Below are 26,168 nucleotides of genomic sequence, written 5' to 3'. Positions count from 1 at the left end.
ACAGTGCTTTACACCGGGCTTGCCGTACTTTGGACCAACAAAATTAATCACGTTTTACGCTCATGAAACTACTCACAATGCTTGCGGCCGGCATCGCTACCCTGTCGGCTGGTCTGGTCAAGGCGCAACCGGCTTCCGGGAATATCACCTACGAAGCCATGCAAAAGATTGATATGTCACAGATGCGGATTGTCATTAACGGGCAGGAGGTAAAACCCGGCAGCCCCGACGCCCCGGCCGACATTCCGGACGTCCGCTCGTTTTCGATGAAACTGACATTTGCGGGTAATTACGGAAAAGAGGAACGCGAAGGCGCTAATATGGTAGTGCGCCGGTTTGTTGGGGGCGATGGTCCTGGCGCAGGAGCAGCCCCACAGGTAACCAACCTGGGCCGCCCGTTCGACGAGACAGTGTACGTCGATATGGCCGATAAGAAATACGTTACCGTGCTGGCGGTGAAGAAAGACAACGATACCAAAACGTATCGTGCTGAAAAAACCTACGTGAAAACACCGGGCTGGCAGGATTCCGACCAGACGAAGAAAATAGCCGGGTTTACCTGCCGGAAAGCGACAGTGCCGTTCCGCAATGAGACCTACACCGTCTGGTACACCACCGACCTGCCCTTTACGTATTCGCCCATCAATGGCCTGGCCCCGGAGAAGGGGGTGGTGCTGCAGATTGAAAGCAACCGCGAGTCGTTTAGAGCCACCAAAGTTGATCAAAAATCGGTCAGCGCGAAGGATGTGCAGCCGAACGAACAGGCACTGACCGTAACGCAGGAACAACTGGATGACCTCCGTCATAAAGCCCTGGCCGATTTCCGCCAGCGCATGATGGCCGACGAACCCCGTTAATTTTCTTTCCCTTCTATCCACACCACACGATTAAAAACACCCATGCGTATCCTGCTCTTTACCACTTGTGTCCTGCTGCTGACCCTTACCGGAGCCCTTGCCCAGCGATCCGGCAAGGGCTCCATCCGGGGAACGGTAGTCGACTCAACCACCGGCAAAGTGCTCCGCGAGGCTACCGTGTCGCTGCTGACCGCCCGCGACTCGTCCTACGTAACCTTTTTGATTACCGACGGCGATGGGGCCTTTACCCTGAAGAACATTCAGGAAGGCGAGTACCGGCTGCTGATTACCTACGTGGGCTATCAAAACGTTTCAAAACCCGTTACTGTAAAACCCGCTCAGCTTACTGTCGATATGGGGACGATACCAATGGTAGCCGGGGCCGTCACGCTCAGCGAGGTGACGGTGAAGCAGGAGCGGGCACCGATTGCGGTAAAGCAGGATACGCTGGAATTTAATGCTGGCTCGTTTAAGACGCAGCCGAATGCGCAGGTAGAAGAACTGCTCAAAAAATTACCGGGCGTGGAGGTAAGCCGCGACGGCACCATCAAGGCGCAGGGGCAGCAGGTGAACCGGGTGCTGGTCGACGGCAAACCGTTCTTCGGCGACGATCCTAAAATGGCCACTCGCAACCTGCCCGCCGACATCATCGACAAGGTGCAGCTCTACGATCAGCAATCGGACCAGGCCGCGTTTTCGGGTATCGACGACGGTAATCGGGAGAAAACCATTAACCTCACGACCAAACGCGACAAACGCAAAGGCTATTTCGGCCAGAACAGCGTAGGCGTTGGTACCGATGGGCGCTATCTGGGCCGGCTGAACGTGAACCGGTTTAATAACGGCCGGCAGGTTTCGCTCATCGGCTTGGGCAACAACCTGAACCAGCAGGGCTTTACCATGCAGGATATGTTCAACTTCGGCGGGGGCGGTATGGGTGGTCAGGGCGGTGGCATCGGTGGACCGGGTAACGGCAATGGTCCGGGAGGCCCCGGTGGGGGTGGTATGGTGATGGTGGGGCCGGGTGGCAGAGCTGGTGGTAACGGTGGTTTTGGTAATAATACGCCGAACAATATTGTGGAGTCGCTGGGCGGTGGACTCAACTATCGCGATGCCTGGGGCAAACGCACCGAGGTCGCCATGAGTTATTTTGCCAACCAGGCCATAACCACCACCGAGCAGCAAAGCCGGCGCGAGAACATTCTGCCGGACGCTTCGTTCGTCAACGATCAGCGTAACTACGCCCGCAACCGTAACCGGAATCACCGGTTCAATATGCGGCTGGATTACAAACTCGACTCGCTGACGACCCTGCGCTTTGTGCCGAATGTGTCGTGGCAGACATCCACCTATAATAGCCTGAGCAGCCAGCGGGCCATGACGATGGCTGGCCAGCCGCTCAACAGCAACGAGACCGATTACCGCTCCAACGGCGATGGCATGAGCGGCTTCAGCAACCTGCTGCTCATGCGGAAGTTTCGCCGGGAGGGTCGTACCTTTTCCGTCAACCTGAATACATTGCTCAGCGACCAGTCAGTTTTGGGGCTGAACCAGGCTACCAACCGATTCTTTGGGCCTGATTCGGTAAACGCCCGCATCAACCGCCTGAATCAGCAAAGCCGCCAGCAAACCGACCTGGTGAACAACACGCTGACGTTGTCATATACGGAGCCGCTGTCGCTCAGCCGCAAGCTGGAGTTTCGCTATACCTATGCATCCAACAGCAACCAGGCCGACCGGTCGGTGAGTGATTACAACGAGGTTACCCGCCAGTACGACCGGTTCAATCCGCTGCTGAGCAACCAGTTTGCCAGCGCCTTTGCCGCGCACCGGGGTGGTGTTATCTTCCAGAACCGCCGACTACGCTACTCGTACGGTATCGGCGTCGAAATGCAGCAGGCCGACCTGCGGGTCGACAACCGGAGCATCGACAGTCTGCTGAACCGGCAGTTTGTCAATGTACTGCCCAACGCCATGTTCACGTATAACTTCGGGCGTAACCGAAACCTGCGTATCAACTATCGCAGCCGGATCAACGCGCCATCGGTGAGTCAGTTACAGCCGGTGCCCGACAACACCAACCCGCTGAGTATCCGGCTTGGGAACCCCAACCTGAAACCGGAGTATATCAATACCGTAATGATGGTGTACAACAGCTTCAGCACCAGCGGTTCCCGCAGTCTGTTTGCCGCCCTGAACCTCAACCAGATCGACAACCGGATTGTCAATGCGACCACCTTTAACAACGTGGGAGCGCAGACCACTCGCCCGGTCAATGCCGATGGCTACTATACTCTAAACGGATTTATGGCCCTGGGCCGGCGGTTGAATGACTTGAAGTTGAATATCAACTGGAACACTAATGTGGGCCTGAACCGGGGTGTTAGTTTTATTAACACTCAGCCGAATTACTCCCGGAACTGGAGCCTGGGGCAGGGTCTGAGCGCCAACTCCAGCTTCAACGGCAAGTTTGAATTTAACGTGACCGGTAACGTCAATTACCAGACCGCCCGTTATTCGCTGCAAAGCAACCAGAATACCGAGTTCTTTACCAAAACCCTGGAGGCCGATATTTACTACCAGTTGCCGTTCCGCTTCGTGCTGACCACCGACATCACTTACCTGAACAATAGCGGCCGTTCGGCGGGCTTCAACCAGAACTTCGCGTTATGGAATGTGGCGCTGGCCCGGCAGTTCTTCAAAGGCAAACAGGGCGAACTCCGGCTCCAGGCGTATGACCTGCTGAACCAGAACCGGAGCATTGTCCGGAACGTAACCGAAACGTATATCGAAGACGTGCAGAGCCGGGTACTGAAGCGGTATTTTCTGCTGAGCTTTACCTACAACCTACGGAAGTTTGGGGTATAGGGTAGTAATAGCCGAAAGCCCGCTGGACGTTGTGAAACGTCCAGCGGGCTTTCGGCTTATCCTGCGGTTGTTATTTGATATACCGGAAATCTTCGTTGCCTTTCAGCGCCAGAAGCGTTTCGTACATAAGCTGGATGACGCCCGTTACATCGTCTATGTGGACGGTTTCAACGGTGGTGTGCATGTACTTCAGCGGCAGCGAGATCAGCGCGGAGGCTACGCCTTCGGATGCGTAGGCAAAAGAGTCGGTGTCGGTGCCGGTCGAGCGGCTGACGGCCTGCCGCTGGAAGGCGATCTCGCGCTGCTCGGCTACGTTGATGATAAAGTCCAGCACGTTGTTCTGCACCGCCGGGCCGTAGCACAGCACCGGACCCGCTCCGGCTTTCAGGTCGCCCTGCTCTTTTTTGTCGTACTTGGGCGATTGCGTATCGTGTGTAACGTCGGTGATGATGGCCAGGTCCGGGCGCAGCCGGCGGGCAATCATTTCGGCTCCGCGCAGCCCAATCTCTTCCTGCACCGAGTTTACAACATACAGCGTAAAGGGCAGCGTGATGTTGTTTTCTTTCAGCATCCGGGCGACTTCAGCAATCATGAAGCCACCCATCCGGTTATCCAGCGCCCGCCCGACGTAGTAGCGGCTGTTCATCTCAAACAACCCATCGGCGAAGGTGCAAACCGTGCCGACGTGAATGCCCATGTCCAGTACCTCCTGCTTGGTAGCGGCTCCCACGTCGATGAACAGATCAGTTACCTTGGGGGCGGTATCTTTGGTCAGGTCGCGGACGTGGATGGCCGGCCAGCCGAACACGCCCACTACCGGTCCTTTCTTCGTGTGCAGGTTTACCCGCATGGACGGTGCAATCAGGGAGTCGGAACCGCCGTTGCGCCGGACAAAGATGTAGCCGTCGTCGGAGATGTAATTGACGAACCACGAGATTTCGTCCGAGTGGGCTTCAATGACTACCTTGTAGTCCTTGCCGGGGTTGATGACGCCGACCGCGGTCCCATAGGTATCCACAATATGCTCGTCGATGTAGGGTTTCAGGTAGTTCAGCCAGATTTGCTGGCCCGACGACTCAAAGCCGGTGGGGGAGGCATTGTTAAGGTATTCGTACAGAAATGCTTTGCTGTGATCGTTCATGAACGTTAATGACAGGAAATTGTGGGTTAATGAAAGGCTTTGTTAGTCGGCAGTGGTCAGTTTGCAGTCGGCAACTGGCCTCCTGCTTTTCTCTGACGAATGCCTACTGAGTACTGCCTACTTATTTTGGTGGTATGAAATTATGGATTGTTTGATTTGCGCCAATTCCTCCCCTGAAAATTCCTGCCTGTAGAGTTCTTCGCATACGGCGGCAACTACCTGGCCCGTCGACCACTCCGGATGGTCGGCTCTGATCCGACCCTCCACCAGCTTCCGGCCATCATCGATCATCTGGAGGCAGACTTGTATGCGTTGCCCCGGCGTCATGCGCTGGAACAGCTCCAACTGCAGTTGCCGGACAGGGGCAGGGGTATCCTTCATAGCAGGTTATAGGTTTTCAGGTTAAGGCGGTGGCTCCAGAAGCGAATATATTCCCAATCAACAGGATTATCACGCAACAGGTTTTCGATATCTGTCTTCTGCAAACCGATTTCGCCGTCCTGAATCCAGATCAGTTTGGAGAGAACAAGATCCTCTGCCGATACTACCCAGGCGTCGAAGCCAAACACCGGCCGTCGCTGCCGCCGGTCGAACTCCGCCAGCCTGAATTCTGTGGGTTTTCGGATAATAAAATCAAGTTTAACGCCACTGGACAGGTCAATAACATGAAACAGCCCGTGCCGTTTGACCTCTTCTTCGACAGTGGGCCGATGAAAATAGAAGTTTCTGGAAAAAATAGCGGCAAAGGCATCCAGATAGTCGGGGGGCAGAACAATGATAATGTCAATATCCCGTGTAAAGCGGGGAATGGTATACATACTCATGGCTACACTCCCTGAGAGCATATAGGGAATATGCTTTTTCTCTAAACTCTGACAAACAAACTGGAGTAGTTCTTCCAACGGGAATGGGGTAAAATCAGGAGCCGCCGGAATACCTCCCGACGGCTCGTCAAAACAACAAAAAATTGGCAGATTACACAAGCGTTCGATCAGAACGAAACGCGGTAGCTCAGTACCGGAATCAGCGGAGTGGCGTAGCTGGTGCGGACCTGGCCAGAGCGCGGGTCGAAGTACTGGCCGAAGACATTCTGGCGGTTGGTAACGTTCTGAATATCCAGGGACAGCGTGCGGGTGTAGTTCAGCCGGTTTTTCTTCCAGCTCAGCCGGATATCGGTGCGGAAGTAATCGGGTAACTGCTGCGAATAGGCGGCATTATCGATGAACACCGCTTCGCCTTTCTGCTGTGAGGCCACCAGGTCGATAGGTGTGTAGCGGTAGCCGCCGTAGTAGCTAACTTTTACATTTAGGCCGATAACGCTCTTCCGGAACAGGCCGGTTTCGCCGGTGACGATCTCCTTGCCGGCCAGAAAACTACTGGCGTAGTTACCGTTGAACCGGGTGTCGCGCCATATGTTGTCTGAGCCTTTGTATTTCGATTCATACAGGGAAGATGACCACAGGAAATAAAAGTTGTTGTGCAGAAACTGCTCTACCGTCAGCTCCAGACCATAGTTTTGACCCACGCCTTTGTTTATCAGCCGGTCTGTCGTCAGCCCGTCGAAGCTGTTGACCAGCGCAAAAGCATCTTTCTTGGTACCGCTGATAGGTATGTTAAACAGCGACTGGTAGTAGGTTTCCGCTTTTACGCGCAGGTGGTCGTTGATAGACCAGTCATAGCCCAGCACCAGGTGGTGCGACCGGGTGAAACCCATATTTCGGTTGGGCTGGATGGCTTCACTACCGCTACCCGTCGTGACAAAATAAGAACCAATGTTTTGCATCTGGCTGTGCAGACCATAGCCGAAGCTAATGGCTTTATTTGGTGCGAAGGCCCACTTCAGCGAGCCCCGGGGTTCCAGCGCATCACTGTTGTTAAGCATCAGGCGCAGGTAATGCAGACCGGCGTTGAATGTCAGTTGCTCCGTCATGCGGTAGTTCCACTGGGCGTAGGTCTGCAGCGTCTGGGTAGCGTTGCGGGCCTGAATCTGCGTCTTCATCTGTTCGGTTTCCGTATCCCAGCGTTTCCGCGACAAGTCGTAAATCAGTTCCGCACCGATGATACCGGCCCGCACCGTATGCCGGGCGTTGAACTTGTAGGTGAGGGTAGATGATGCAATTCGCTTCTGAATGGTGTAGCCTTCACGCCAGCGGGCTGAGGCTGTATAGTCTTCGGTCAGCCACTCGTTCCGGTAGTCATTCTGAAAGCCTGAGGCCAGCAGTACCGTTTTCAGAAATGCCTTCCGGCCTAGGTTGATGGAGTGGGTTATGCCGGCCGCTCCGGTATTGGCCTGAAAGTTTTCGTTGTAGCGGTCATACTCCGACTGCCATTTGGTGGAGTCCTTAGGTGCGTTGATATAGCTGTTGCTCAGTCCCCCAAATCCGAACACGGTGAAGTTACCAAGCTTATTGGTGGGCAGGTACAGGTTGAAAGATAAATCCTGAAAAATGTTGACCGCCGGACCAATGGATACGCCCAGTTTCGACAGGATACCCAGGGTAGAGTAGCGGTAGTTGAACAGATAAGACCCCCGGTAATTTTTTGAAAAAGGCCCTTCGCTGGCAACGTCAATACCCAGCAGGCCAACCTGGACGGTATGCTCCCGTTTGGCATTGTTGCCCTTGCGCAGCCGCAGGTCAAATACCCCGGAGAGCGCATTGCCGTATTCGGCCGGAAACGCGCCCGTCATGAAATCGGAGTTGGTGAGCAATTGGGCACTCAGAATGGAAATACCGCCCCCGGCTGCCCCCAGACTGGAAAAATGGTTGGGGTTAGGAATCTCAACACCTTCCATCCGCCACAGCAGTCCGTTTGGTGAGTTGCCGCGGATGGTAATTTGATTACCGCCATCGTCGGCACCCACTACGCCGGCATAGGCAGTTGCCATCCGGGCGGGGTCGTTAATGGCAGCGGCAAACTTCTGGGTTTCTTCGACCGAAAAGGTGCGGGCGCTAACAGCCGCCATCTCATTCAGTGGCTTATCTTTTTCAATCTGCGGCCGGACCACGACCTCATCTACCTGCTGAACCGACTCTTCCAGATCCACCGTAACGACCAGTTCTTTGCCGGCGTCGACCACGATATTGGAGATAATTCGGTCTTTGTAGCCAACGTACGAGATCTTGAGACTTTGCCGGCCGACGGGCACCTGGCTAAGCCGAAAAGTGCCGTCGGGACCGGTCGTTGTACCTCGTAGTGGTGTGGAGTTAAGCAGGACAATGGTGGCACCCGGAATGGGTGTCTGAAGGCTCTGGTCAACCACCGTTCCCCGGATGGTCTGGGTGATGGATTGAGCGTTCAGGCTAAGCGTTAACAGGCTGAAGAACAGTGCAGGTATGTAATTTTTGAACGACATGATGGTGTGTGATAAGATACACCGCTATGACAGTTCAACAGTCGTTTACCCCTACTTGATAGAACGTTTTAATGGAACGCGGATGACGCAGATTGGGCGGATTCAAAAGGATTTATATTTTATCCGCGTAAATCAGCCCAATCCGCGTTCTATTCACCGACTACAGAAGCGAATGCCCGCGTGGAAACCGACCCAGGCCGAACTGGCAAAACCATCGGTATTGTACCGGTAGCTGACCAGGGGAATATTGGCTCTTGTCGCTGGGGTACGAGCCTCGTTGCCGCTCATAAACCAGTTCACTGAAGGCCCAATGGCCAATGCCAGATGAGGAGTCAGCTTCTTCTCGATGCCCATGTTTATCCGCAACAACGAACTGCCTTCGTCGAAGTAAGACCAGTTATCGGGCAGGAGGTAGTTGCCGACGGCATCAACGTTCATCATCCAGCCGCGTCGGAGGTTAACAGCCGTCCCCAGACCATACCCAAAACTCCAGGCCGGGCGGTCGATACGGTTTACCCCGACCCGGTTGAGGGGACTTCCCATAGTAAAAATGTTGTAGAACGCCCGGTGGCCGGTTTTGAAGGTGATGTTGGCCAGATTGACTTCGTCGGTGGTAAACTCCAGCCGCCGGTAGCCGTTCTGTTGCACCCAGCTGAAGAGACCGATAGGCATTTTTTCGGAATAGCCGGCAAAATTAAACAGACCAATCTGATGGCCACGGGTAATGCGTTTGGCGCTGTTGATAAACCCGCTGATCTGCCAGCCGTCCAGTTGCCGGGCCGCTACGTTGAGCGCACCGGAAACCTGCAGGCCCGTGGCATCCCGGCTGACGACATTGCCAACCCCAGCCACCTGAACACCCCTGAACTGTTGACCTGCAATGTTCAGGTAACCGGCAGCTTGTAAACCGGTCATGTCGCCGAGGGTCATGTTGAGCAGGCCAGCGGCCTGCAGGCTGCGGTCCATACTGCCCAGGGTAATATTGGTTAATCCGGCCAACTGTAAGCCATCCATATTGCCACGGACAAAGTTGGTGTTTCCGGCCAGCTGGATGCCTTTTACATCACCCAGGACGACGTTGGCGGCTCCGGCCAGTTGAAGGCCGGTTACTTCGTCGCCCACCACGTTGCCAAACCCGCTGATCTGTATCCCACTGACATTTCCCCGCACGCCGTTGAGCACACCGCCCAGTTCCAGCCCCGTTACGCCCAGGGAGTAGCCGGCCAGAATGTTAAACGAAAGTCGGTTGATCACCCTGGCGCTGAGTTTGCCGTTGGTGCCGATAAACGGCAGCAGCGATACCTGTACATCGCGGTGGAGCGTATCGCCGGCCAGGTTGGCGTCGTGGATCTCCTGTTTAGTGGTCAGCACCCATTCTTTGAATTCCTCTTTCTGGCGCTCCCAATTGATGCGGGTTGATGGTTTAGTCGTATCTGCCGATGCTACCAAAACAGGTTGTACGGGCTGAACGGTGATGGCGGGTTGGATGCGGCTGGTATCCGTTGATTTCCGGATGGGCAGCGGCCGTAACTCAGACCCCACCGGAGCCGGAGCCAGCCGGATGTTCAGCGAGTGCGACTGCCGGGACGAAATGGTCACCGTCTCTCCAAAGTAATTCTGCTTCCGAACCTCCAGGCGCAGAGCGGGGAGTGCGGTCGGTAATTTGATGCGGTAGTAGCCGTATGGGTTGCTGATGGCCGAGGCCAGTGTGGTTTTCTCGTAAATACTGGCCTGGGTTAATTTCTGACCCGTTTCGCTGTCGATGATGTAGCCATCGAGGTAAAAGTTCTTCGGAATGTCGGCTTCATCAGGCAGCTCGGCACGCAGCAGAATGACGTGGTTGCCCCGCGATTTGTAGGTGACCGTGCCCCGGAACAACTGGTTCAGGGCTTCGCGCACGGGTGCATTGGATACCCGCAGGGTGACGGTGCTGTTCTCATTGACGACCGTTGGACTGTACGAAAAGTTAAAGCGCCCTTCACGGCTGATGGCATTCAGGATATTGCCCAGGCGTTCACTGCGAATATCGACGGAAATTATGCGTTCGAGCGGAGGAACTGGTTGCGCTAACGCTGAAAGGAAGCTCAGCCAACTGATGAATAACAGAAAATAACGGTGTGGATACATGGTGGTAAGTATGACTTTGCGGATAGGACAATCCAGCAGGCGGCTCCCCCTACAGACCAGGAAAAATTATTGGGCGCAACCTTTACCTTCAAATATGGCGCGGCTCCCTTCCCGGCGGACCCGCAGGCCCAGCGTTTCGGCCGTTACGTTCAATACGTGGTCTAAGCTTTCATCGTCGAAGGTCACCGTCAGGAGGCAGTTTTGCAACCCTGGGTTTGCCAGCTGCACATCGGCCTGGTACACGTCATTCAGCGTCTGGACAACGTCGCTGAGCCGGTCATTCTTGAACTCCAGCCGGCCGGTCTTGTAGCTAAACAGGTTGACGTCGAGCTTCGGCAGTTTACGAATGGTGTCTTCGGCGGCATCAAACGCGGCCGTTTCGTTTTTGACGAGCGTTACGGCTTTCTTTTTCGCCGTAAACTCTACCTTGCCGGTACGCACCGCCACTTTCACGTTCTCGTCGTAAGCCCGTACGCTGAACGATGTACCCAGCACCTGTACAGTGGTGCCCTGGGCCTTGATCCGGAAGGGTCTGGCTGGGTCTGGTGTTACCTCAAAGAAGGCTTCACCGGAGAGGGTCACCTCCCGGCTGTCGCTGGCAAATGCCTGCGGGAAGCTCAGCCGGCTACCCCGGTTCAGCGTGACTTTGGTGCCATCGGGCAGCGTACGTTCCTGCTTCTGATTGGTTGTCTTAACCGACTGGATAGCGACTACCTCCGCTTCCGGCTTGTTCAGGTATTTTTGAAAAGCAAGCCACCCCAGCGTGCATACCAGCGCAATCATAGCGGCCGCCCGCCAATACGTTCGCCAGGGGGTTGCGCCCCGGCCCGACAACGGACGGACTATGGTTTCGTCGGTGGGCGGGGTTTCCACCGAGGGGAATGGTGGGGGAGGGGTTGCCGGGGCCGGTACGGTTGGTGCCTGCGCTGTGGAAGCCGGGGTGCTGGTAGCCGTCATCCGGCTTTTCATCTTCAGCCAGGCCGCATCCGTGTCAACCGGAGCTTCGCGGTTAACCTGGCCGGCCGTCTCCCAAATACGCTCAAACTTGTCAAATTCCTGCTGATAAACTTCGTCTTCACCCAGCCATTGACGTACCCGTTCCGACTCAGCCGCGTTGGCCTCTCCCGCCAGGTATTTACCCAGCAGGTCGTCGTTCATTGGCTGTTCGGGTTTGTCCATTGCCTGAATCGCAGGGGCGACCCCGCGTAGTTAAACGATTTACAGGATTAGAAATCTACCATCAAGATTTATCTACCTATTGTTTTCAATTATTCCAGCCACCGGATGCCGAGCCAGAGAAAGATGGCCAGGTACTCGGCTAGTTCGGTGCGCAGAATGCGGAGTGCTTTTCCGATCTGATTTTCCACCGTTTTGATGGATATACCCAACTGGTCGGCAATATCCTGGTACTTCAGTTCATCGAACCGGCTCATGGTAAACACCAGCCGGCACTGTTCCGGCAAGCGTTGGATAGCAGCCTGCAGGCGCTCCGACAATTCGCCGGCCAGCAACGATTGCATCGGTGCTTCAAAAGCCTGGCCCATTTCGGCACTGACGTGCTGCTGATGTTCCGCCTGCACGGCCAGGTGCTTGATCCGGTTCAGGCAGCGATTATGCACCGCCCGATACAGATACGACTTGAGCGACGAGGTAATTTCCAGGCCGTCGCGCTTTTCCCAGATGGTCAGAAAAACGGACTGCACTACCTCTTCGGTATCGTCCCAATCCTTCAGAAAATTATAGCCATACTGGCACAACGGTTTATAATGCTGCCGGAAGACAGTCTCATAAACCCGCTCGTTACCCTGTTGAATGGCGGTAAGTATTTCCTGGTCAGATAGTTGCACCGAAACGTATGAAAGTGTACGGTGCAAATCTACCATACTTTTTCTCAGGAAGCCACTAATCCACCCGTAAGACACCTGAAAGGCGGCCTCCCCCTATTGAGCGGCAAAAATATTTTGTGAACGGTTGTATTCCGGTCAGCACCGATACGTGGAACCACCCTGCTGGCTGCTGAGACATTACAGGTGCAGAAAAACAACTTATCGCTCAGGAAGCTAAGGTAAACAGGCAACGGGCACTACTGTCACAGGGTAGACGACAGCCAGCCTACAAGCAAGGCCAAAGCCATAATGATTAGCAAACCCACCAGAAACGTTTTCAGTATTCCGGTGGGCTTATTGGGTTGATTTGGATTCATATAGGCTATAACGGAATATTCCCGTGCTTTTTCTTCGGCAGCGTGGCGACTTTGTTCTCCAGCATCTGGAACGCCCGGATAAGCTTGTGGCGGGTCTGGTCCGGATGGATCACCTCGTCGATGTAGCCCCGGTGGGCGGCCCGGTAGGGGTTGGCAAACTTCTCAGTGTACTCCTGTACTTTCTCCTGGAGCTTGGCCTGCGGGTCGTCCGCTTCGGCGATCTCGCGCTTGAAGATGATCTCGGCGGCTCCGCTGGCACCCATTACGGCAATTTCGGCGGTGGGCCAGGCGTAGTTCAGATCGGCACCGATGTGCTTGGAATTCATTACGTCATAAGCCCCGCCGTAGGCTTTGCGGGTAATCACCGTTACGCGGGGCACGGTCGCTTCGCAGAAAGCGTAAAGCAATTTGGCCCCGTTGGTAATGATGGCGTTCCACTCCTGGTCGGTGCCGGGCAGAAAACCGGGGACGTCTTCCAGCACCAGCAATGGAATATTGAAACAGTCGCAGAAGCGCACAAACCGGGCGGCTTTGGTGCTGGCGTTGATGTCGAGTACCCCCGCCAGTATAGCCGGTTGGTTACCCACGACGCCGATGCTCCGGCCTGCCAGCCGGGCGAAGCCCACGACTATATTCTCGGCGAAGTTCTTATGCACTTCAAAGAAACTGCCGCCATCGACTACCTCCTCAATGATCTCCCGCATGTCGTACGGCTGGTTGGGGTTGTCGGGAATCAGCGTGTTCAGGCTGGGCCGGGTTTCGTCGGCAGGTTCATAGGGGAGCCGCAGCGGTTCCTCTTCGCAGTTTTGTGGGATGTAGCTGAGCAGGCGCTTGATGTACTGGATACACTCCAATTCATTGGCGCAGGCAAAGTGCGTCACGCCCGACTTGGTGCTGTGCGTAGAGGCCCCACCCAGTTCTTCGGAGGTTACTTCCTCATGCGTTACCGTTTTCACCACGTTCGGGCCGGTCACGAACATATAGGAGGTATTCTCCACCATCATCACAAAATCCGTAATGGCCGGCGAATACACAGCTCCCCCCGCGCAGGGACCCATCACGGCCGAGATCTGCGGGATAACGCCTGAGGCCAGGGTATTGCGGTAAAATATATCGGCATAGCCGGCCAGCGACAAAACGCCCTCCTGAATCCGGGCCCCGCCCGAGTCGTTCAGGCCGATCACGGGTGCGCCGTTCTGCATAGCCAGGTCCATGATCTTGCAGATCTTTTCGGCGTGGGTCTCCGACAGGGCTCCGCCAAAAACGGTGAAATCCTGCGCAAAGACGTACACCAGCCGCCCGTCGATAGTCCCGTAGCCAGTTACCACGCCATCGCCGAGGTAATATTCCTTGTCCAGCCCAAAATCTTTGGTGCGGTGCATCACAAACTTGCCGATTTCTTCAAACGAGCCTTCGTCCATCAGCAGGGCGACACGTTCGCGGGCGGTGAGTTTTCCTTTTTTATGTTGAGCGTCTATGCGCTTCTGGCCCCCGCCAAGGAGAGCTTCCGCGTTTTTACGGTCGAGAACTTCGGTTTTTGACGGTTTCGTAATGGATTCCATGCAGTGGTTTATAGAATGTCGTGCGATGACGGCAAAGTTATATTTTCTTTACAAATACCATCCTTCTGACAAGATAAACCCTCTGTACGGGTAAGAACTGGCCATTGTCCATTGCAGGACAACGCCTGTCCATTTGCGGACATTATCCGCTGCTATCTGTCTCGAAAATAGCTCGTTGTGCGTTGGTTTACTGGTTTGAAAATACTGGCAGCATATTTGTACGATAAAATATAAACTAATGATAAGCCGGTATGCGTCGCACGTATTTAGGTGAGTTTGAAGAGGTAGTGTTGCTTATGGTGGCTATTCTGGACGGCGAAGCCTATGGTGTTACTGTCAGCCAGGCTCTGGAGGAACATACAGGTCGGCTTGTCACCTTCGGCACCGTCCATAATACGCTCATCCGTTTGGAAGAAAAGGGCTTTGTCAGTTCTGAACTAGGCGGAGCCACCACCGAGCGGGGCGGACGACGCAAGCGGCTGTTTCGGATAACCGCGCTGGGCAGCCGGGCGTTGAAGGAAATTCAACAACTTCGGCAGGAGCTTTGGCAACTAATTCCACCCCAGGCGCTTCGACTCAGTGGCCTATGAAACCGACTGATTCGAAGCTCCGGCCCGTTGAACCACCGCGCTGGACTCACTGGCTGCTCACCACGCTGCACCCCTCGGAAACGCTGGAAGAAGTGGAGGGCGACCTAGTAGAGTTGTATACCTACTGGTACCACCGAGCCGGCCGCATACAGGCCACCCTGCGGTATGTGCTCAATGTGGTATCTGTACTGCCGCCCTTTGTGCGCCGACGCCAGCCTAAACAGAAAGACTACCTGAAACCAGAATACGGAACCATTTCAAGCCTGCACCCCGATATGATACGCAATTACCTCAAAATTGCTTTCCGGAATCTCCTGAAGCACAAAGGCTACTCCTTTATCAACATCTTAGGCCTGGCAATTGGTATGGCCGTCGCAACTCTTATCGGCCTTTGGTTGTACGATGAATTGTCGTTTGACAAGTACCACCCCAACTACGACCGCATTGCCCAGGTGATGCAGCATAATCTGTATAATGGCGAGAAAAAAACGCAGGTAGCCAACCCGGCCGCCATGGGTCCGGAAATCCGGGAAAAATACGGTAGTGATTTCGACTATGTGATTCAATCCTCTTGGACGGGAGGGCATGTGCTGGCGGTCGGTGAAAAGCGATTTACAAAAATTGGTAACTTCTTCGATCCCGAGGTTGCCGATATGCTTAGCCTGAATATGCTGAAAGGCACCCGTGCCGGTTTGAAAGATCCTTATTCTATTTTCCTGTCTGAATCTGTGGCTAAGGCGTTCTTCGGCGATGGCAACCCCCTGGGTAAAATCATGCGGGTAGACAACCAGTTCGATGTAAAGGTAACGGGCGTTTACGAGGACTTACCATACAACACTTCTTTTCGGGAGATTGCTATCATGATGCCCTGGTCGCTTTACCTCATTCAAAATACGTGGATCAAAGAAATGGATGATCCATGGGATAGTAATTTCTCCCAGACGTTTGCCCAGATCGCCGAAAACGCCGACATGGACAAGGTTTCGGCTAAAATCAAAGATGTCAAATTCAACCGGATCAGCAAAGAAGACAGACGGTACAAGCCGGAGGTATTTCTGCACCCGATGAGCAAATGGCACCTATATTCTGATTTCAAAAATGGCATCAATATCGGCGGGCGCATTGAGTTTGTGTGGCTTTTTGGTCTGATTGGAATTTTTGTGCTGCTGCTGGCCTGCATTAATTTTATGAACCTGGCCACCGCCCGGTCAGAGAAGCGGGCTAAAGAGGTGGGCATTCGGAAGGCCGTTGGTTCGGTACGGAGCCAGTTGATCAATCAATTCTTTCTGGAATCCATTCTGGTGGTTTTTCTGGCCTTTATCGTGTCGCTGGTATTGGTTTTGCTCGTTTTGCCCTACTTCAACGAGGTAGCTGATAAAAAGACAGCGCTCCCGTGGGCCAATCCCGTTTTCTGGGGGCTCTGTATAGCGTTCTGCCTACTGACCGGACTGATAGCGGGCAGTTATCCGGCTTTGTACCTGTCGTCGTTCCAACCGGTTAAAGTGCTGAAAGGTGTCAGCTTTCGGGTGGGTCGTTTTGCGGCCGTTCCGCGCAAAGTGCTGGTGGTGCTGCAATTCACCGTTTCCATCACCCTGATCATCGGTACCATCGTGGTCTTTAAGCAGATTGAGCACGCCAAAAATCGACCGCTGGGCTACAATCGTGCCGGTTTGATTCGGATTGGCCTGGAGAAGGAAGTGAGCGACCATTACGAGGCTGTTCGGAATGAACTGAAAAGCATTGGGGCCATTGAGGAGATGACCCAGGCCCGCAGCCCACTTACCAGTACCTGGAACACCAACGGCGGCTTTGACTGGGAAGGGAAAGACCCCAACCTGGCCGTCGACTTTCCGAATAATGCGGTTTCCTACGAATACGGTAAGGTTGTCGGCTGGACCATAAAAGAAGGCCGTGACTTTTCGAAAGCGTTTGCGACCGATTCTGTCGCTTTCATCATCAACGAATCGGCGGCTAAGTTCCTTGGTTTCAAAGAGCCGGTAGGCACGATTTTACGGTGGAACGACAAACCTTTCCAAATCATCGGGGTCGTCAAAGACCTGCTGGCTGAATCGCCCTATGAACCTGTGCGGCCGTCGCTGTTCCACATTGCCAGACGGTCCGAAAGTCTCCTCATTGTTCGGTTAAACCGGAATCTGGCCGCAACCAGTGCCTTGGCTAAAGTGGAAGGCGTTTTGAAAAAGTTTACACCGAATGTACCCTTTGAGTACAACTTTGTGGATGAAGAATACGCCCGGAAGTTTGGCAACGAAGAGCGCATTGGCAAGCTGGCAACCTGGTTTGCTGTACTGGCCATTTTCATCTCCTGCCTGGGGCTGTTTGGATTAGCTTCCTTTATAGCCGAACAGCGCACCAAAGAAATCGGCATCCGAAAAGTACTGGGCGCATCCGTGACCAATCTGTGGGGATTGCTTTCCAAAGATTTTGTCCAACTGGTGATCATTGCCTGCCTGCTGGCCAGCCCGATTGCCTGGTATTTCCTGAACAACTGGATTCAGAAATACGAATACCGTACCGATATTCCCTGGTGGGTGTTTATAGCGTCCGGTGCCGGGGCGTTGCTGATTACCTTGCTGACCGTGAGTTATCAGGCACTTAAGGCAGCTTTAATCAATCCTGTGAAAAGTCTACGCAGCGAATAAGCCATGAACTCCCAGATTCGGCCCCCTGGTTGGGCCAGGTGGCTCCTTGCCAAACTGCATCCCGAAGAAACCTTGGAGGAGGTGGAGGGCGATTTAGACGAACTATATACGTACTGGTACCGCCGGGCAGGGCGCACGCAGGCTACCTTCCGTTACGTGCTCAATGTAGCATCCGTGCTGCCGCCTTTTGTGCAAAGGCGGCAGCGTCAGCAGGAACACAGTCATCAATCCTTACCCTTCTTTGATATGTTACGCAATTATTTTACCGTTGCTTTCCGGACACTCTCCCGGAACAAATTGTACACAGCCCTCAATGTGGCTGGCCTGACGTTTGGAATCTCCTGTTTCCTACTGATCGGCCTTTACCTGTTTGATGAACTAACGTTTGACCAGCAACACAGTAATTTCAGCCGTATTTACCGGATTATTGAACACAAAAAAACAAAAACCGAAGAACTTACCATTGCGGCCGTCAGTCACAATCTGGCCGAAGAATCGAAGCGAAAGATTGCCGAAGTCGAGAACACGACACGCATCGTACGAACCGGTCGGGCTAATATTTTCACCCCCGAGAACCCCGTCAAGTTTCAGGAGACCGTGACGTTAGCCAATCAGAGCTTCATGGAGCTGTTCGACTTTGACGTGATTGATGGTGAGCAGAGGACCGCGCTGAAGGAGCCAAACTCCATCATCATCGTTGAAGAATTGGCCCAACGGCTCTTTCACTCCACCAACGTTGCCGGTAAAACCGTGCAATTTGATTTTATGGAATCGCCCCTGAAAATAACGGCAGTCCTGAAAAATCATCCGCGCAACTCCAGCTTCGATTTCAGTTCGGTGATTTCCCTGAACAGTCAACCCGTAAATGAGCAGACGGCCAGCGACTGGTCATCGCACGACTATATGGTGTTTGCCCTCTTAAAAGACCATGCAAAGCCTGAGGTTGTTGCCGAAAAGATGACTTCGCTGGTTAAGGCCAATTTCAGGCCGGGAGCGGGCACTTCGATGGCGTATAGCCTTCAGCCGTTAGCCGATATGCATCTCTACTCCGAACAGATTGTTGATGGCGCCAGAAATTCAAACGTAACTGAGATGGCGCAGGGCATGCTGCTTTACATTAAGATTTTTGCCATTGTAGCGATTTTTGTGTTGCTGATTGCCTGTATCAACTACATGAATCTGACCACGGCACGGGCATCCAACCGGGCAAAAGAAATCGGCGTACGAAAAGCCAACGGGGCTATACGCAGTCAGATAATAAAACAATTTCTGGTAGAATCCTTCCTGCTTACGCTGATCTCCTTTGTTTTGTCGGTATTCTTCGTCAATCTGTTGCTGCCGGGTTTCAATGAATTTACCGGTAAACAGCTCTCTCTGGGTTTCCGGACTGACCATCGAATCTGGCTGTATACGCTGCTGGCGCTGGTTATTACTGGCTTGCTATCGGGCAGTTACCCAGCATTTTTGCTGTCGAAGTTTAAGCCAGTGTTGCTGTTAAAAAGCTTAAAGCTCCAGAGCAAAGGCAATTTGTCGCTACGGAAAGGGCTGGTTATTTTCCAGTTTATGATTTCTGTGGTAATTATCATCGCCACGCTGATTGTATTCCTGCAAATGCGCTACACCCGTGATAAGAATTTAGGGTTTGCCAAAGACTTGTTGGTCGTGATCGATATCAATAGCCGCAAAGCGCGAACGGAGTCGGCTGCCATCAAAGATGAACTGGTAAAACTGTCTGATGTCAAAAATGTATCGGTCACCTCTCGCGTTCCCGGTGAATGGAAAGTAATCCCAACCATTAAAATTAAGCCTCAGGGGAACACGGATGACCATAAAGTCGCCTATTTGATTGGAGCCGATGAGGATTTTATCAAAACCTTCGAAGTTCAGATTCTACAGGGCAGAAACTTCAGTAGTCCAACGGATTCTTCGTCTATTCTGCTCAACGAAACCGCTGCCAGGGCACTTAACATCAGCGAAGCGTCTGGTCAGCTGGTGGAGATTCCTGCCCGGTCTTTTGGCGGTGATTACACGCCACTGAACGACTCGAACCAGCCCTTTCAGGCCAGGGTGATCGGGATTGTAAAGGATTTCCATTTCCAGTCGTTGCGGGACAAAATCGCTCCCATGGTGCTGGCCTACCGAAACAACCCGGTGTTCCCCATTGATTACTACACGGCCAGAATTGAGGGCGGTAATACACAGGCTACGCTGAAAAGAATGGAAGCGGCTATGGCAAAAATAGACCCTACTCACTTTTTTGAGTACCATTTCCTTGATGAGCAACTGGCCCGTTTTTACGTAGAGGACCAGCGTCGTCAAACCCTGTTGATTTGGGTAGCGCTGGCCACCGTTTTCATTGCCTGTTTAGGCCTTTTTGGGTTGGCCACTTACGCTGCCGAGCAACGCATCAAAGAAGTTAGCGTCCGAAAAGTTCTGGGGGCCAGTGTTTTGAATCTGGCATTATTGCTCTCAACCGATTTTCTGAAGTTGGTGCTTATAGCGAATGCGGTAGCCTTTCCGGTGGCCTGGTGGGCTACGAATCGGTGGTTGGACGAATTTGCTTACCGGATCGAGATCGAATGGTGGGTCTTCGTCGTTGCCGGTATTTTAGCCATTGGCATAGCCTTGCTGACGGTTAGCTATCAGGCCATTAAAGCGGCTTCGGTTAATCCCGTGAAGAGTTTACGCAGTGAGTAACCTTTGTCGATGAAAAAGGCCGCACACCGTAAAAAGATTATGGTGTGCGGCCTTTAGTATTGCTGCGGTACGAACAAAAACTGCAAGATTAATGAAAACCGCAAACGCAACTATCAAACAGGTCTGGCCTTACCAGAAGGACAAAATGAACTTACCTGTGGCAGACGTGGAAGCCGCCTTGTCCTTCTATGAGACAACGATGGGCTTCCGGGTAGTTTCCCGCCATGATTTACCGTATCAGTCGGCGATACTCGACCGCGACGGTATCCAGATAGGCCTGGCCGAAAACGGGGGCGACCCAACCCAGGATGGTTGCTTTTTTGAGGTCGATAATGTCGAAACGGCTTTTGCTGAGCTGAAAGCCAGTGGGCTGACCAAAGAGCTGTCGAACTTCGATTTGCAAAAATACGGCGAGGTCAATTGGAAAGTCTTTTTCGTCGTGGCCCCCGACGGACTTTGCTACTGCTACGGCCAGCGGCAAAGCTGAGCCGGATAGCAGCATCTGGTAGCGGATAGCTGGTCGCGTGTACGGCGTTGGTTTTTATTGGTTTGTCGGGTAATTCGGAATGTTCCGGCCGAGGTAGATATGCCGTTCGGCTTTGTACATATTGCCGACATCCCTGAGCGTGAGTATGCCGCTGCCACCCCGGTTCTCCAGCCGTTGTTTTTGGGCGGCTGTGAGCAGCGGATCATCGGCGAACAGATACTCATCGATATAGTATTCATTCAAACCCGGTTCTTTCACGGTAATATGGATATGGGCCGGATCGCTGTGGCCGGGGTAGGCGACAGGCCGGAGTGTTACAAATTTGTATTCGCCTTTTTCGTTGGTTCGCATCCAGCCGCGGAGGGAGCCATGTCGTTTTTCCCAGCCTTTGGCATCGGCTTTGGCGGTGTAATGACCCGTCTGGTCGGTATGGTAGATATAAAGAATTACTCCCGGAGCGGGTGTTTTTCCGTCGGCCTTGTACACAATGCCGTTGATGCCGATGGGCTTCTTTCCTTCCCAGGCTGCATCGGGTAGTTTTGCAAACATATCCAGTTTATCGGCTGGAACCGGGCTCTCATAAATCGCTGCGCATCCTTCGCAGGGACCGCCTACCCGTTTGTCCTGACCAAAGGCAGGTAGAGTACTAATCAGCGTGGTGATGAATAGAATGAAGTGTTGTCGTTTCATGGTTTAATGAGGTCTGAATAGTTTAACCAAAGCAATCACAGGTACCTCTTCTGTCCAAAAATAGTAGACCAACGGGCTGAAAAGTAGACGAGTAGCACGGGCATATTTCTTTCCTCTACTTTTTTGGACGTTGGTCGATATTATTTCGTCTGTACCTTTCTTTTGCGTTCATTTACATAAGCTTACAGCAGGCTAGAGGGTATGGATTTTCTGGACAAACGCATAGCAATACCGCTTTCCAATCGCACTACCACCGTTAAATACGCGCTGGTGCATACGGCCTATTGGGTATTCATTACCGGCTTTTTCCTGTACGAAAGACGCTATCTGATTTACAAGGCCGGGCTGCCGTATTTTGCGGCCTGCGTGATTATTCGGGTGTCGTTATTAATTGCCATTGCGTACATCAATATTCATTATCTGTTACCCCGCTACCTGCTGCCGGGGCGTTACGGCCGATACTTCTCGCTGGTGCTTTTGTCCATTCTGGGATACCTGCTAATTCAGGTTTTGTATGACTATTTCGTTTATGGATTCGTAATTGCTCCCACCCGCAGCCGGAACTGGGTCGAATCGATGTCGTACAACTTCTTCAGCACCCTATGGTATTTGGGTCTAATGGTGCCGCTGAAATTAAGCATCGACTGGTACGAACAGCAGCGCACCCTGCAAAAAATAGCGGTAGAGAAACTACAGGCCGAAGTGAATTTCCTGCGCTCGCAGGTGAACCCGCATTTCTTATTCAACATCCTCAATAACCTGTATGCCTTAACGCTGAAGAAATCCGATCTGGCGCCGGATATGGTGCTGAAGCTATCGGAAATGATGGAGTATATGCTGTACGACAGTGATGATGCCCGGGTACCCCTCGAAAAGGAAATCGGCTATCTGCAGAACTACATCGAACTGGAAAAAATACGCTGCGGAGATCATTCCGACATTGACCTGCGAATCAACGGCCATCCGAACGGACAGGAGATAGCTCCGCTACTGCTACTGCCGCTGGTCGAGAATGCCTTTAAGCATGGGGTGGGCCGGCAGGCAGACAAAGCCTGGCTGCACGGCACGCTGAACCTGAACCCGACCGCCGTGGAAATGACGGTAGAGAACAACAAACCGAAGGCCTGCCCGAAGAGCCATAAAGAAGGTATCGGCCTGACGAATCTGCGAAAACGGCTGGAACTGCTTTATCCGGGGCGCTATTCGCTGCAGACCGAAGACCGGCAGGAAACCTACCGGGCGGCTCTCTACATTTCACTGGTCGAGAACGGACAAACATGAGCCATAATGCACCCATTTAATTAACCAACCCTATTATCTATGCCTTTCCGGAACAGTTTCCTCCCCGCAGCCTTTCTGGTGCTGGTACCGCTCTTGACCACTTATCACTGGTTCAGCGAACGTGCTCTTTCACTACAGTATGAGGTATTGAGTAGCGCGAAGGACTACGAGTGGCAACAGATTCTGCCAGCGGGCAATGGATCGCATCAGTACGAATGGAAGTCCGGCTCGTTCCCGATGGGAATAATACCAATCCTGGCCTTCGACGGAAAACTTTGGATGACCGGGCAGAAAGCTTCATGGTCTTCATCGGATGGCATAACCTGGGTACATCATCCCAAAAAAGACTGGGGTGAACGAATCAACCTGACAAGTGTATTCTTCAATAATACGCTCTGGATGTACGGAGGGATGCAGTATCAGGACCGGCAACTGCTCAATGAAGTCTGGTATTCTACAGATGGCGTACAATGGCAACAGGCCGAAAACGCGGCCTGGGCACCGAGAAAAGGACAGTCTATGGTTGCTTTTCGTGGTAAGCTCTGGCTCTTCGGCGGGGTGAGTAAGGTGTCCAAAGATTTCGTTTCACTGGAAATGAAGAATGATGTATGGTCGTCTGCCGATGGGTTTCACTGGACGAACGAAGTAGAACAGGCTCCCTGGGCCCCCAGGGATTCGCCGGCCGTACTGGTGCTGCGCGATACGCTTTATCTGCTCAGCGGGCAGGGACTGGCCGATGTCTGGCGTTCGCCGGACGGAAAAAGCTGGACGCAGCTGACTTCCGAAGCCCCCTGGGAAAAGCGGTTCGACAATGGCGCGCTGGTGTTTGACGACAAACTGTGGGTATTTGGCGGGCGCGACACCACGGCCGATCATCACCGGGCCGCGCAGAACGACGTATGGTATTCCGCAAACGGGGGCAACTGGACCCGGCAGGCCGAACACGCTCCTTGGACCGTGCGCAGTGGTGGACACAGTGTGGTATTCAAAAACCAGCTCTGGTTGTTCAGCGGCAAGCACACGGGGGCCAATCCGGTTTGGAAAGGCGATATCTGGGCGTTGAAAAAGAGTGAAAGTAGATAGTCTTTAATGTCTAAACAACCCTCTCTACCTGTATGAAACTGATTAAAATAGGTTTGTTCCTCGCCTTGGCGGGGTGTTTGATCCAGGCCGGTCCGGCTTCGCCGGAACCCGTTGTTTTTGTGGCCAGCAGCCCCTGCGATATGATCCCGAGGGCGATGTTATCTATTCCGGCCGATGCTCCCTGCGAGTTTATCAAGTGGCGTTTAGCCCTTCAGCGTGATCCACGGCCGCAACAGCAGCAATCGCCCACCATGTATACACTCGATTATACCTATGGTATGACCAAACCGATTACGATGGATTTTCTGAACGGAGGAACCAGTCTGGAGAAAACCGGAAAATGGGCTGTTCGCAAAGAGCCAGGTAATCGAGAGATATACGTGCTAAATCCGGATACACCGGAGACCACTATTTCCTTTATCAGACTGGATGACAATCTGCTACACCTGCTGGATCGGGAGGGCAAACTGATGATTGGTCACGGCGGCTGGAGTTATACCTTAAACCGGAAGTAAGGTTTAAACATCATGCAAATGAGACATATCCTTAATTTGTTGATTGGGTTATTCGTTGGCTTGACGTCAGTGTGGGCTCAGGAAGCCAGACTGACGAACATTCCATCGAAATCGATGTCCCGAACTCCCGAAGCCAGCGGTCCGTCGGTGGCAGGTGTGTTTCAGGGGCGGTTTCCCTGTTCCGAAATCGCCAAAGACTGGAAGGTTACCGTGGGGCCGGAGTGTATCAAAGTGAAATGGGGACTAACCCTCTACCAGGACCCCAACACCCATGAACCCACGACCTACCACCTGCGCGGTACCCTGAACCGCTCGGCCGCCCGCGAAGGGAAATGGGCCATTGTGCGCGGTACAAAAACCGATCCGAATGCCATCGTGTACCAATTGGACTCCGACAAACCAGACGTATCGGTTTACCTGCTGAAGGGAGATGATAACGTGTTGTTTATTCTGGATCAGCAGCGCAACTTCAGGGTGGGCGACGAGAATCTGAGTTATACCCTGAACCGGGTTGTCAACTGAATAGGGGAGGGAATTCAATGCTGCTGAACTGTGTGGTGGTTGACGATGAGTCGCTGGCTCGTGAAGTGCTGGAAAGTTACCTCCGCCGGCTGGATTTTGTCAAATCGATACGGCTCTTTGGCAACGCCCGTGAAGCGCTGGCTTACCTGGAAAGCCATACCGCCGATGTGCTGTTTCTGGACATTGAAATGCCCGGTATGAACGGCATTGACTTTCTGAAATCGCTCACGCATCCCCCCATCACCGTATTTACGACCGCCTACCGCAACTATGCCTTCGAAGGGTTTGAATTGGGTGTTATCGACTTTTTGCTGAAACCCATAGCATACCCCCGCTTTTTGCAGGCCACTGAGAAGATCCGTGACTTCCTGGCCCTGAAAGAACAGAATGCCCGCCTTGACGATAGCCTGGTCGCGAGTAGCACGGCAGAAACTCTTCCCGACTCAATCTTTGTCAAAAGTGGTGTTCAGCGGATCAAACTCTGCTTTGAGGATGTCACCCATATCCAGGGGTTGAAAGATTACGCTATTATCTATACAAACACCAGCAAAATCGTCATCAAAGGTTCCATCAAAGCCATGCTCGATATTTTTCCGCCGGGCCGGTTTCTGCGGGTACATAAATCGTTCATCGTAGCCGTATCGCACATTACCCGTATTGAGCGCAACCGGTTATTGCTGGGCAGTAATCAGATTCCCATCGGCCGCAATTATAAAGACGAGGTAGAAAAGGTTTTGCTCGATCACAGGCGGTAAAGAGTTTCCATTTATTTCAGGTGAGATCCTCCTCTCTGTAAAGGGTTTATTAAGTTTTGCCCAACGAGGTATTCTGATCAATCAGCTTTTTTTACCTTTGGAGCACTACACACCGAAACGCTTCAACAACGAATGGAGGTAACGACTGAATCACCTGTGCCAGAGGATGACGCAAGCCTGTGGCGGCAGCTTCAGGCAGGTCATTATCAGGCGCTGGGCTTGCTCTATCAACGATATGGAAAAGCCATGCTGACCTATGGTTGCCGCCTGACTCCGGACGAGGATCTGGTTAAAGATTGTATTCAGGACTTTTTTGTAGAACTGTGGAATCGGCGAACCTTTCTGGCTACAGAAGTCGGCAGTGTAAAGCTGTATCTGCTCGGTGGGTTAAAACACAAAATACTGAAGGGTACCAAACGGCAGGAAAGGCTGGAACCCTGGGATACAGACAACGAGTCGGAAACCCCGGTACTCTCGTATGAGAGCCTGTTGGTAGAATTCGAAAATGAGACCCAGCAACTGAATCGCCTGCGTCAGGCCATTGCCCGGCTGGCTCCCCGCCAGCAGGAAGTTATTCACCTCCGCTTTTTTCAGAACCTGAGCCATGCCGAAACGGCCGAGCTGATGAATATGCAGGCTCAGTCGGTTCGTAACCTCCTGCACGTAGCACTGAGTCGTCTGCGGGAGCATCTGGAGTATTATATTCAGGTGTTACTGATTTCGATTGCCGCTTTTTCTTAAAAAAATTTCTCACCCATACAGTACAAATGATATT

21 protein-coding genes are annotated in these 26,168 nt (G+C 53.0%); 12 read left to right on the top strand and 9 right to left on the bottom strand.

Annotation, left to right across the window (positions count from 1 at the left end):
- Positions 1–62 precede the first annotated feature (62 nt).
- Positions 63–857 carry a GLPGLI family protein gene (locus ABD949_RS10455; RefSeq protein WP_345243213.1) on the top strand — a complete coding sequence of 265 codons (795 nt, stop codon included), beginning with the start codon at positions 63–65 and terminating at the stop codon, positions 855–857.
- Positions 858–899: 42 nt separating this feature from the next.
- Positions 900–3,725, top strand: coding sequence for an outer membrane beta-barrel protein (locus ABD949_RS10450; protein ID WP_345243211.1), 2,826 nt, complete (start codon positions 900–902; stop codon positions 3,723–3,725).
- 70 nt (positions 3,726–3,795) lie between these two features.
- Here ABD949_RS10450 and ABD949_RS10445 read toward each other — a convergent pair whose 3' ends face one another.
- The 8 genes from ABD949_RS10445 to ABD949_RS10410 all read right to left on the bottom strand — a co-directional run bounded on the left by ABD949_RS10445 (position 3,796) and on the right by ABD949_RS10410 (position 14,113).
- Positions 3,796–4,866, bottom strand: a complete 1,071-nt coding sequence (locus ABD949_RS10445) for a M20/M25/M40 family metallo-hydrolase (protein WP_345243210.1) — start codon at positions 4,864–4,866, stop codon at positions 3,796–3,798.
- 117 nt (positions 4,867–4,983) lie between these two features.
- Complete coding sequence (locus ABD949_RS10440) at positions 4,984–5,247, bottom strand: hypothetical protein (RefSeq protein WP_345243208.1); 264 nt, start codon at positions 5,245–5,247, stop codon at positions 4,984–4,986.
- Complete coding sequence (locus ABD949_RS10435; RefSeq protein ID WP_345243206.1) at positions 5,244–5,768, bottom strand: nucleotidyl transferase AbiEii/AbiGii toxin family protein; 525 nt, start codon at positions 5,766–5,768, stop codon at positions 5,244–5,246. The genes ABD949_RS10440 and ABD949_RS10435 overlap by 4 nt, the downstream gene beginning before the upstream one ends.
- Before the next feature lie 89 nt (positions 5,769–5,857).
- Positions 5,858–8,221, bottom strand: coding sequence for a TonB-dependent receptor (locus ABD949_RS10430; RefSeq protein WP_345243204.1), 2,364 nt, complete (start codon positions 8,219–8,221; stop codon positions 5,858–5,860).
- 153 nt (positions 8,222–8,374) lie between these two features.
- Positions 8,375–10,348, bottom strand: a complete 1,974-nt coding sequence (locus ABD949_RS10425; RefSeq protein WP_345243202.1) for an STN and carboxypeptidase regulatory-like domain-containing protein — start codon at positions 10,346–10,348, stop codon at positions 8,375–8,377.
- Between the two features lie 66 nt (positions 10,349–10,414).
- Positions 10,415–11,506 carry a FecR family protein gene (locus ABD949_RS10420; RefSeq protein ID WP_345243200.1) on the bottom strand — a complete coding sequence of 364 codons (1,092 nt, stop codon included), beginning with the start codon at positions 11,504–11,506 and terminating at the stop codon, positions 10,415–10,417.
- A gap of 110 nt (positions 11,507–11,616) precedes the next feature.
- On the bottom strand, positions 11,617–12,231 hold the full coding sequence (locus ABD949_RS10415; protein ID WP_345243198.1) for an RNA polymerase sigma-70 factor: 615 nt from the start codon (positions 12,229–12,231) through the stop codon (positions 11,617–11,619).
- Positions 12,232–12,556: 325 nt separating this feature from the next.
- Positions 12,557–14,113, bottom strand: coding sequence for an acyl-CoA carboxylase subunit beta (locus ABD949_RS10410; RefSeq protein ID WP_345243196.1), 1,557 nt, complete (start codon positions 14,111–14,113; stop codon positions 12,557–12,559).
- A 251-nt stretch (positions 14,114–14,364) separates the two neighbouring features.
- On the opposite strand from ABD949_RS10410, the gene ABD949_RS10405 reads away from it, so the two are divergent.
- From ABD949_RS10405 to ABD949_RS10390, 4 genes are all read left to right on the top strand, one after another.
- On the top strand, positions 14,365–14,703 hold the full coding sequence (locus tag ABD949_RS10405; protein ID WP_345243194.1) for a PadR family transcriptional regulator: 339 nt from the start codon (positions 14,365–14,367) through the stop codon (positions 14,701–14,703).
- Positions 14,700–17,363 (top strand): ABC transporter permease, encoded by a 2,664-nt coding sequence (locus ABD949_RS10400; protein ID WP_345243192.1) that lies wholly within the window; start codon positions 14,700–14,702, stop codon positions 17,361–17,363. The genes ABD949_RS10405 and ABD949_RS10400 overlap by 4 nt, the downstream gene beginning before the upstream one ends.
- A 3-nt stretch (positions 17,364–17,366) precedes the next feature.
- Complete coding sequence (locus ABD949_RS10395; RefSeq protein ID WP_345243190.1) at positions 17,367–20,060, top strand: ABC transporter permease; 2,694 nt, start codon at positions 17,367–17,369, stop codon at positions 20,058–20,060.
- Positions 20,061–20,151: 91 nt separating this feature from the next.
- Positions 20,152–20,547, top strand: coding sequence for a VOC family protein (locus ABD949_RS10390; protein ID WP_345243188.1), 396 nt, complete (start codon positions 20,152–20,154; stop codon positions 20,545–20,547).
- Positions 20,548–20,601: 54 nt separating this feature from the next.
- On the opposite strand, the gene ABD949_RS10385 is transcribed toward ABD949_RS10390, so the two are convergent.
- The gene (locus tag ABD949_RS10385) at positions 20,602–21,237 is read right to left on the bottom strand and encodes a dioxygenase family protein (protein ID WP_345243186.1); all 636 of its coding nucleotides are present in this window, start codon (positions 21,235–21,237) and stop codon (positions 20,602–20,604) included.
- Between the two features lie 201 nt (positions 21,238–21,438).
- Between ABD949_RS10385 and ABD949_RS10380 the strand changes: the two genes are divergently transcribed.
- From ABD949_RS10380 to ABD949_RS10355, 6 genes are all read left to right on the top strand, one after another.
- Positions 21,439–22,518: a sensor histidine kinase gene (locus ABD949_RS10380; protein WP_345243184.1), complete on the top strand. Its 1,080-nt coding sequence runs from the start codon at positions 21,439–21,441 to the stop codon at positions 22,516–22,518.
- 39 nt (positions 22,519–22,557) lie between these two features.
- Entirely contained in the window at positions 22,558–23,601 is a 1,044-nt protein-coding gene (locus tag ABD949_RS10375) for a Kelch repeat-containing protein (RefSeq protein WP_345243182.1), read from the top strand.
- A 32-nt stretch (positions 23,602–23,633) separates the two neighbouring features.
- Positions 23,634–24,116 (top strand): hypothetical protein, encoded by a 483-nt coding sequence (locus tag ABD949_RS10370; RefSeq protein WP_345243180.1) that lies wholly within the window; start codon positions 23,634–23,636, stop codon positions 24,114–24,116.
- 18 nt (positions 24,117–24,134) lie between these two features.
- Positions 24,135–24,638, top strand: coding sequence for a hypothetical protein (locus ABD949_RS10365; protein WP_345243178.1), 504 nt, complete (start codon positions 24,135–24,137; stop codon positions 24,636–24,638).
- A gap of 17 nt (positions 24,639–24,655) precedes the next feature.
- Entirely contained in the window at positions 24,656–25,393 is a 738-nt protein-coding gene (locus tag ABD949_RS10360) for a LytR/AlgR family response regulator transcription factor (RefSeq protein WP_345243177.1), read from the top strand.
- 132 nt (positions 25,394–25,525) lie between these two features.
- The gene (locus ABD949_RS10355; protein WP_345243175.1) at positions 25,526–26,134 is read left to right on the top strand and encodes an RNA polymerase sigma factor; all 609 of its coding nucleotides are present in this window, start codon (positions 25,526–25,528) and stop codon (positions 26,132–26,134) included.
- Positions 26,135–26,168: the final 34 nt, after the last annotated feature.

It is taken from the genome of Nibrella saemangeumensis (assembly GCF_039541915.1).
Taxonomy (GTDB): Bacteria; Bacteroidota; Bacteroidia; order Cytophagales; family Spirosomataceae; genus Nibrella; species Nibrella saemangeumensis.
This window is presented reverse-complemented; position numbering and strand designations above follow the sequence as displayed.

Excerpts from the sequence above, each read along its gene's own strand:
- ABD949_RS10355 (WP_345243175.1), top strand. The coding sequence starts at position 25,526 with ATGGAGGTAACGACTGAATCACCTGTGCCAGAGGATGACGCAAGCCTG.
- ABD949_RS10455 (WP_345243213.1), top strand. The coding sequence starts at position 63 with ATGAAACTACTCACAATGCTTGCGGCCGGCATCGCTACCCTGTCGGCT.
- ABD949_RS10370 (WP_345243180.1), top strand. The coding sequence starts at position 23,634 with ATGAAACTGATTAAAATAGGTTTGTTCCTCGCCTTGGCGGGGTGTTTG.
- ABD949_RS10415 (WP_345243198.1), bottom strand. The coding sequence starts at position 12,231 with ATGGTAGATTTGCACCGTACACTTTCATACGTTTCGGTGCAACTATCT.
- ABD949_RS10360 (WP_345243177.1), top strand. The coding sequence starts at position 24,656 with ATGCTGCTGAACTGTGTGGTGGTTGACGATGAGTCGCTGGCTCGTGAA.
- ABD949_RS10445 (WP_345243210.1), bottom strand. The coding sequence starts at position 4,866 with ATGAACGATCACAGCAAAGCATTTCTGTACGAATACCTTAACAATGCC.
- ABD949_RS10410 (WP_345243196.1), bottom strand. The coding sequence starts at position 14,113 with ATGGAATCCATTACGAAACCGTCAAAAACCGAAGTTCTCGACCGTAAA.
- ABD949_RS10440 (WP_345243208.1), bottom strand. The coding sequence starts at position 5,247 with ATGAAGGATACCCCTGCCCCTGTCCGGCAACTGCAGTTGGAGCTGTTC.
- ABD949_RS10430 (WP_345243204.1), bottom strand. The coding sequence starts at position 8,221 with ATGTCGTTCAAAAATTACATACCTGCACTGTTCTTCAGCCTGTTAACG.
- ABD949_RS10420 (WP_345243200.1), bottom strand. The coding sequence starts at position 11,506 with ATGAACGACGACCTGCTGGGTAAATACCTGGCGGGAGAGGCCAACGCG.
- ABD949_RS10425 (WP_345243202.1), bottom strand. The coding sequence starts at position 10,348 with ATGTATCCACACCGTTATTTTCTGTTATTCATCAGTTGGCTGAGCTTC.
- ABD949_RS10390 (WP_345243188.1), top strand. The coding sequence starts at position 20,152 with ATGAAAACCGCAAACGCAACTATCAAACAGGTCTGGCCTTACCAGAAG.
- ABD949_RS10380 (WP_345243184.1), top strand. The coding sequence starts at position 21,439 with ATGGATTTTCTGGACAAACGCATAGCAATACCGCTTTCCAATCGCACT.
- ABD949_RS10405 (WP_345243194.1), top strand. The coding sequence starts at position 14,365 with ATGCGTCGCACGTATTTAGGTGAGTTTGAAGAGGTAGTGTTGCTTATG.
- ABD949_RS10375 (WP_345243182.1), top strand. The coding sequence starts at position 22,558 with ATGCCTTTCCGGAACAGTTTCCTCCCCGCAGCCTTTCTGGTGCTGGTA.
- ABD949_RS10385 (WP_345243186.1), bottom strand. The coding sequence starts at position 21,237 with ATGAAACGACAACACTTCATTCTATTCATCACCACGCTGATTAGTACT.
- ABD949_RS10365 (WP_345243178.1), top strand. The coding sequence starts at position 24,135 with ATGAGACATATCCTTAATTTGTTGATTGGGTTATTCGTTGGCTTGACG.
- ABD949_RS10450 (WP_345243211.1), top strand. The coding sequence starts at position 900 with ATGCGTATCCTGCTCTTTACCACTTGTGTCCTGCTGCTGACCCTTACC.
- ABD949_RS10400 (WP_345243192.1), top strand. The coding sequence starts at position 14,700 with ATGAAACCGACTGATTCGAAGCTCCGGCCCGTTGAACCACCGCGCTGG.
- ABD949_RS10395 (WP_345243190.1), top strand. The coding sequence starts at position 17,367 with ATGAACTCCCAGATTCGGCCCCCTGGTTGGGCCAGGTGGCTCCTTGCC.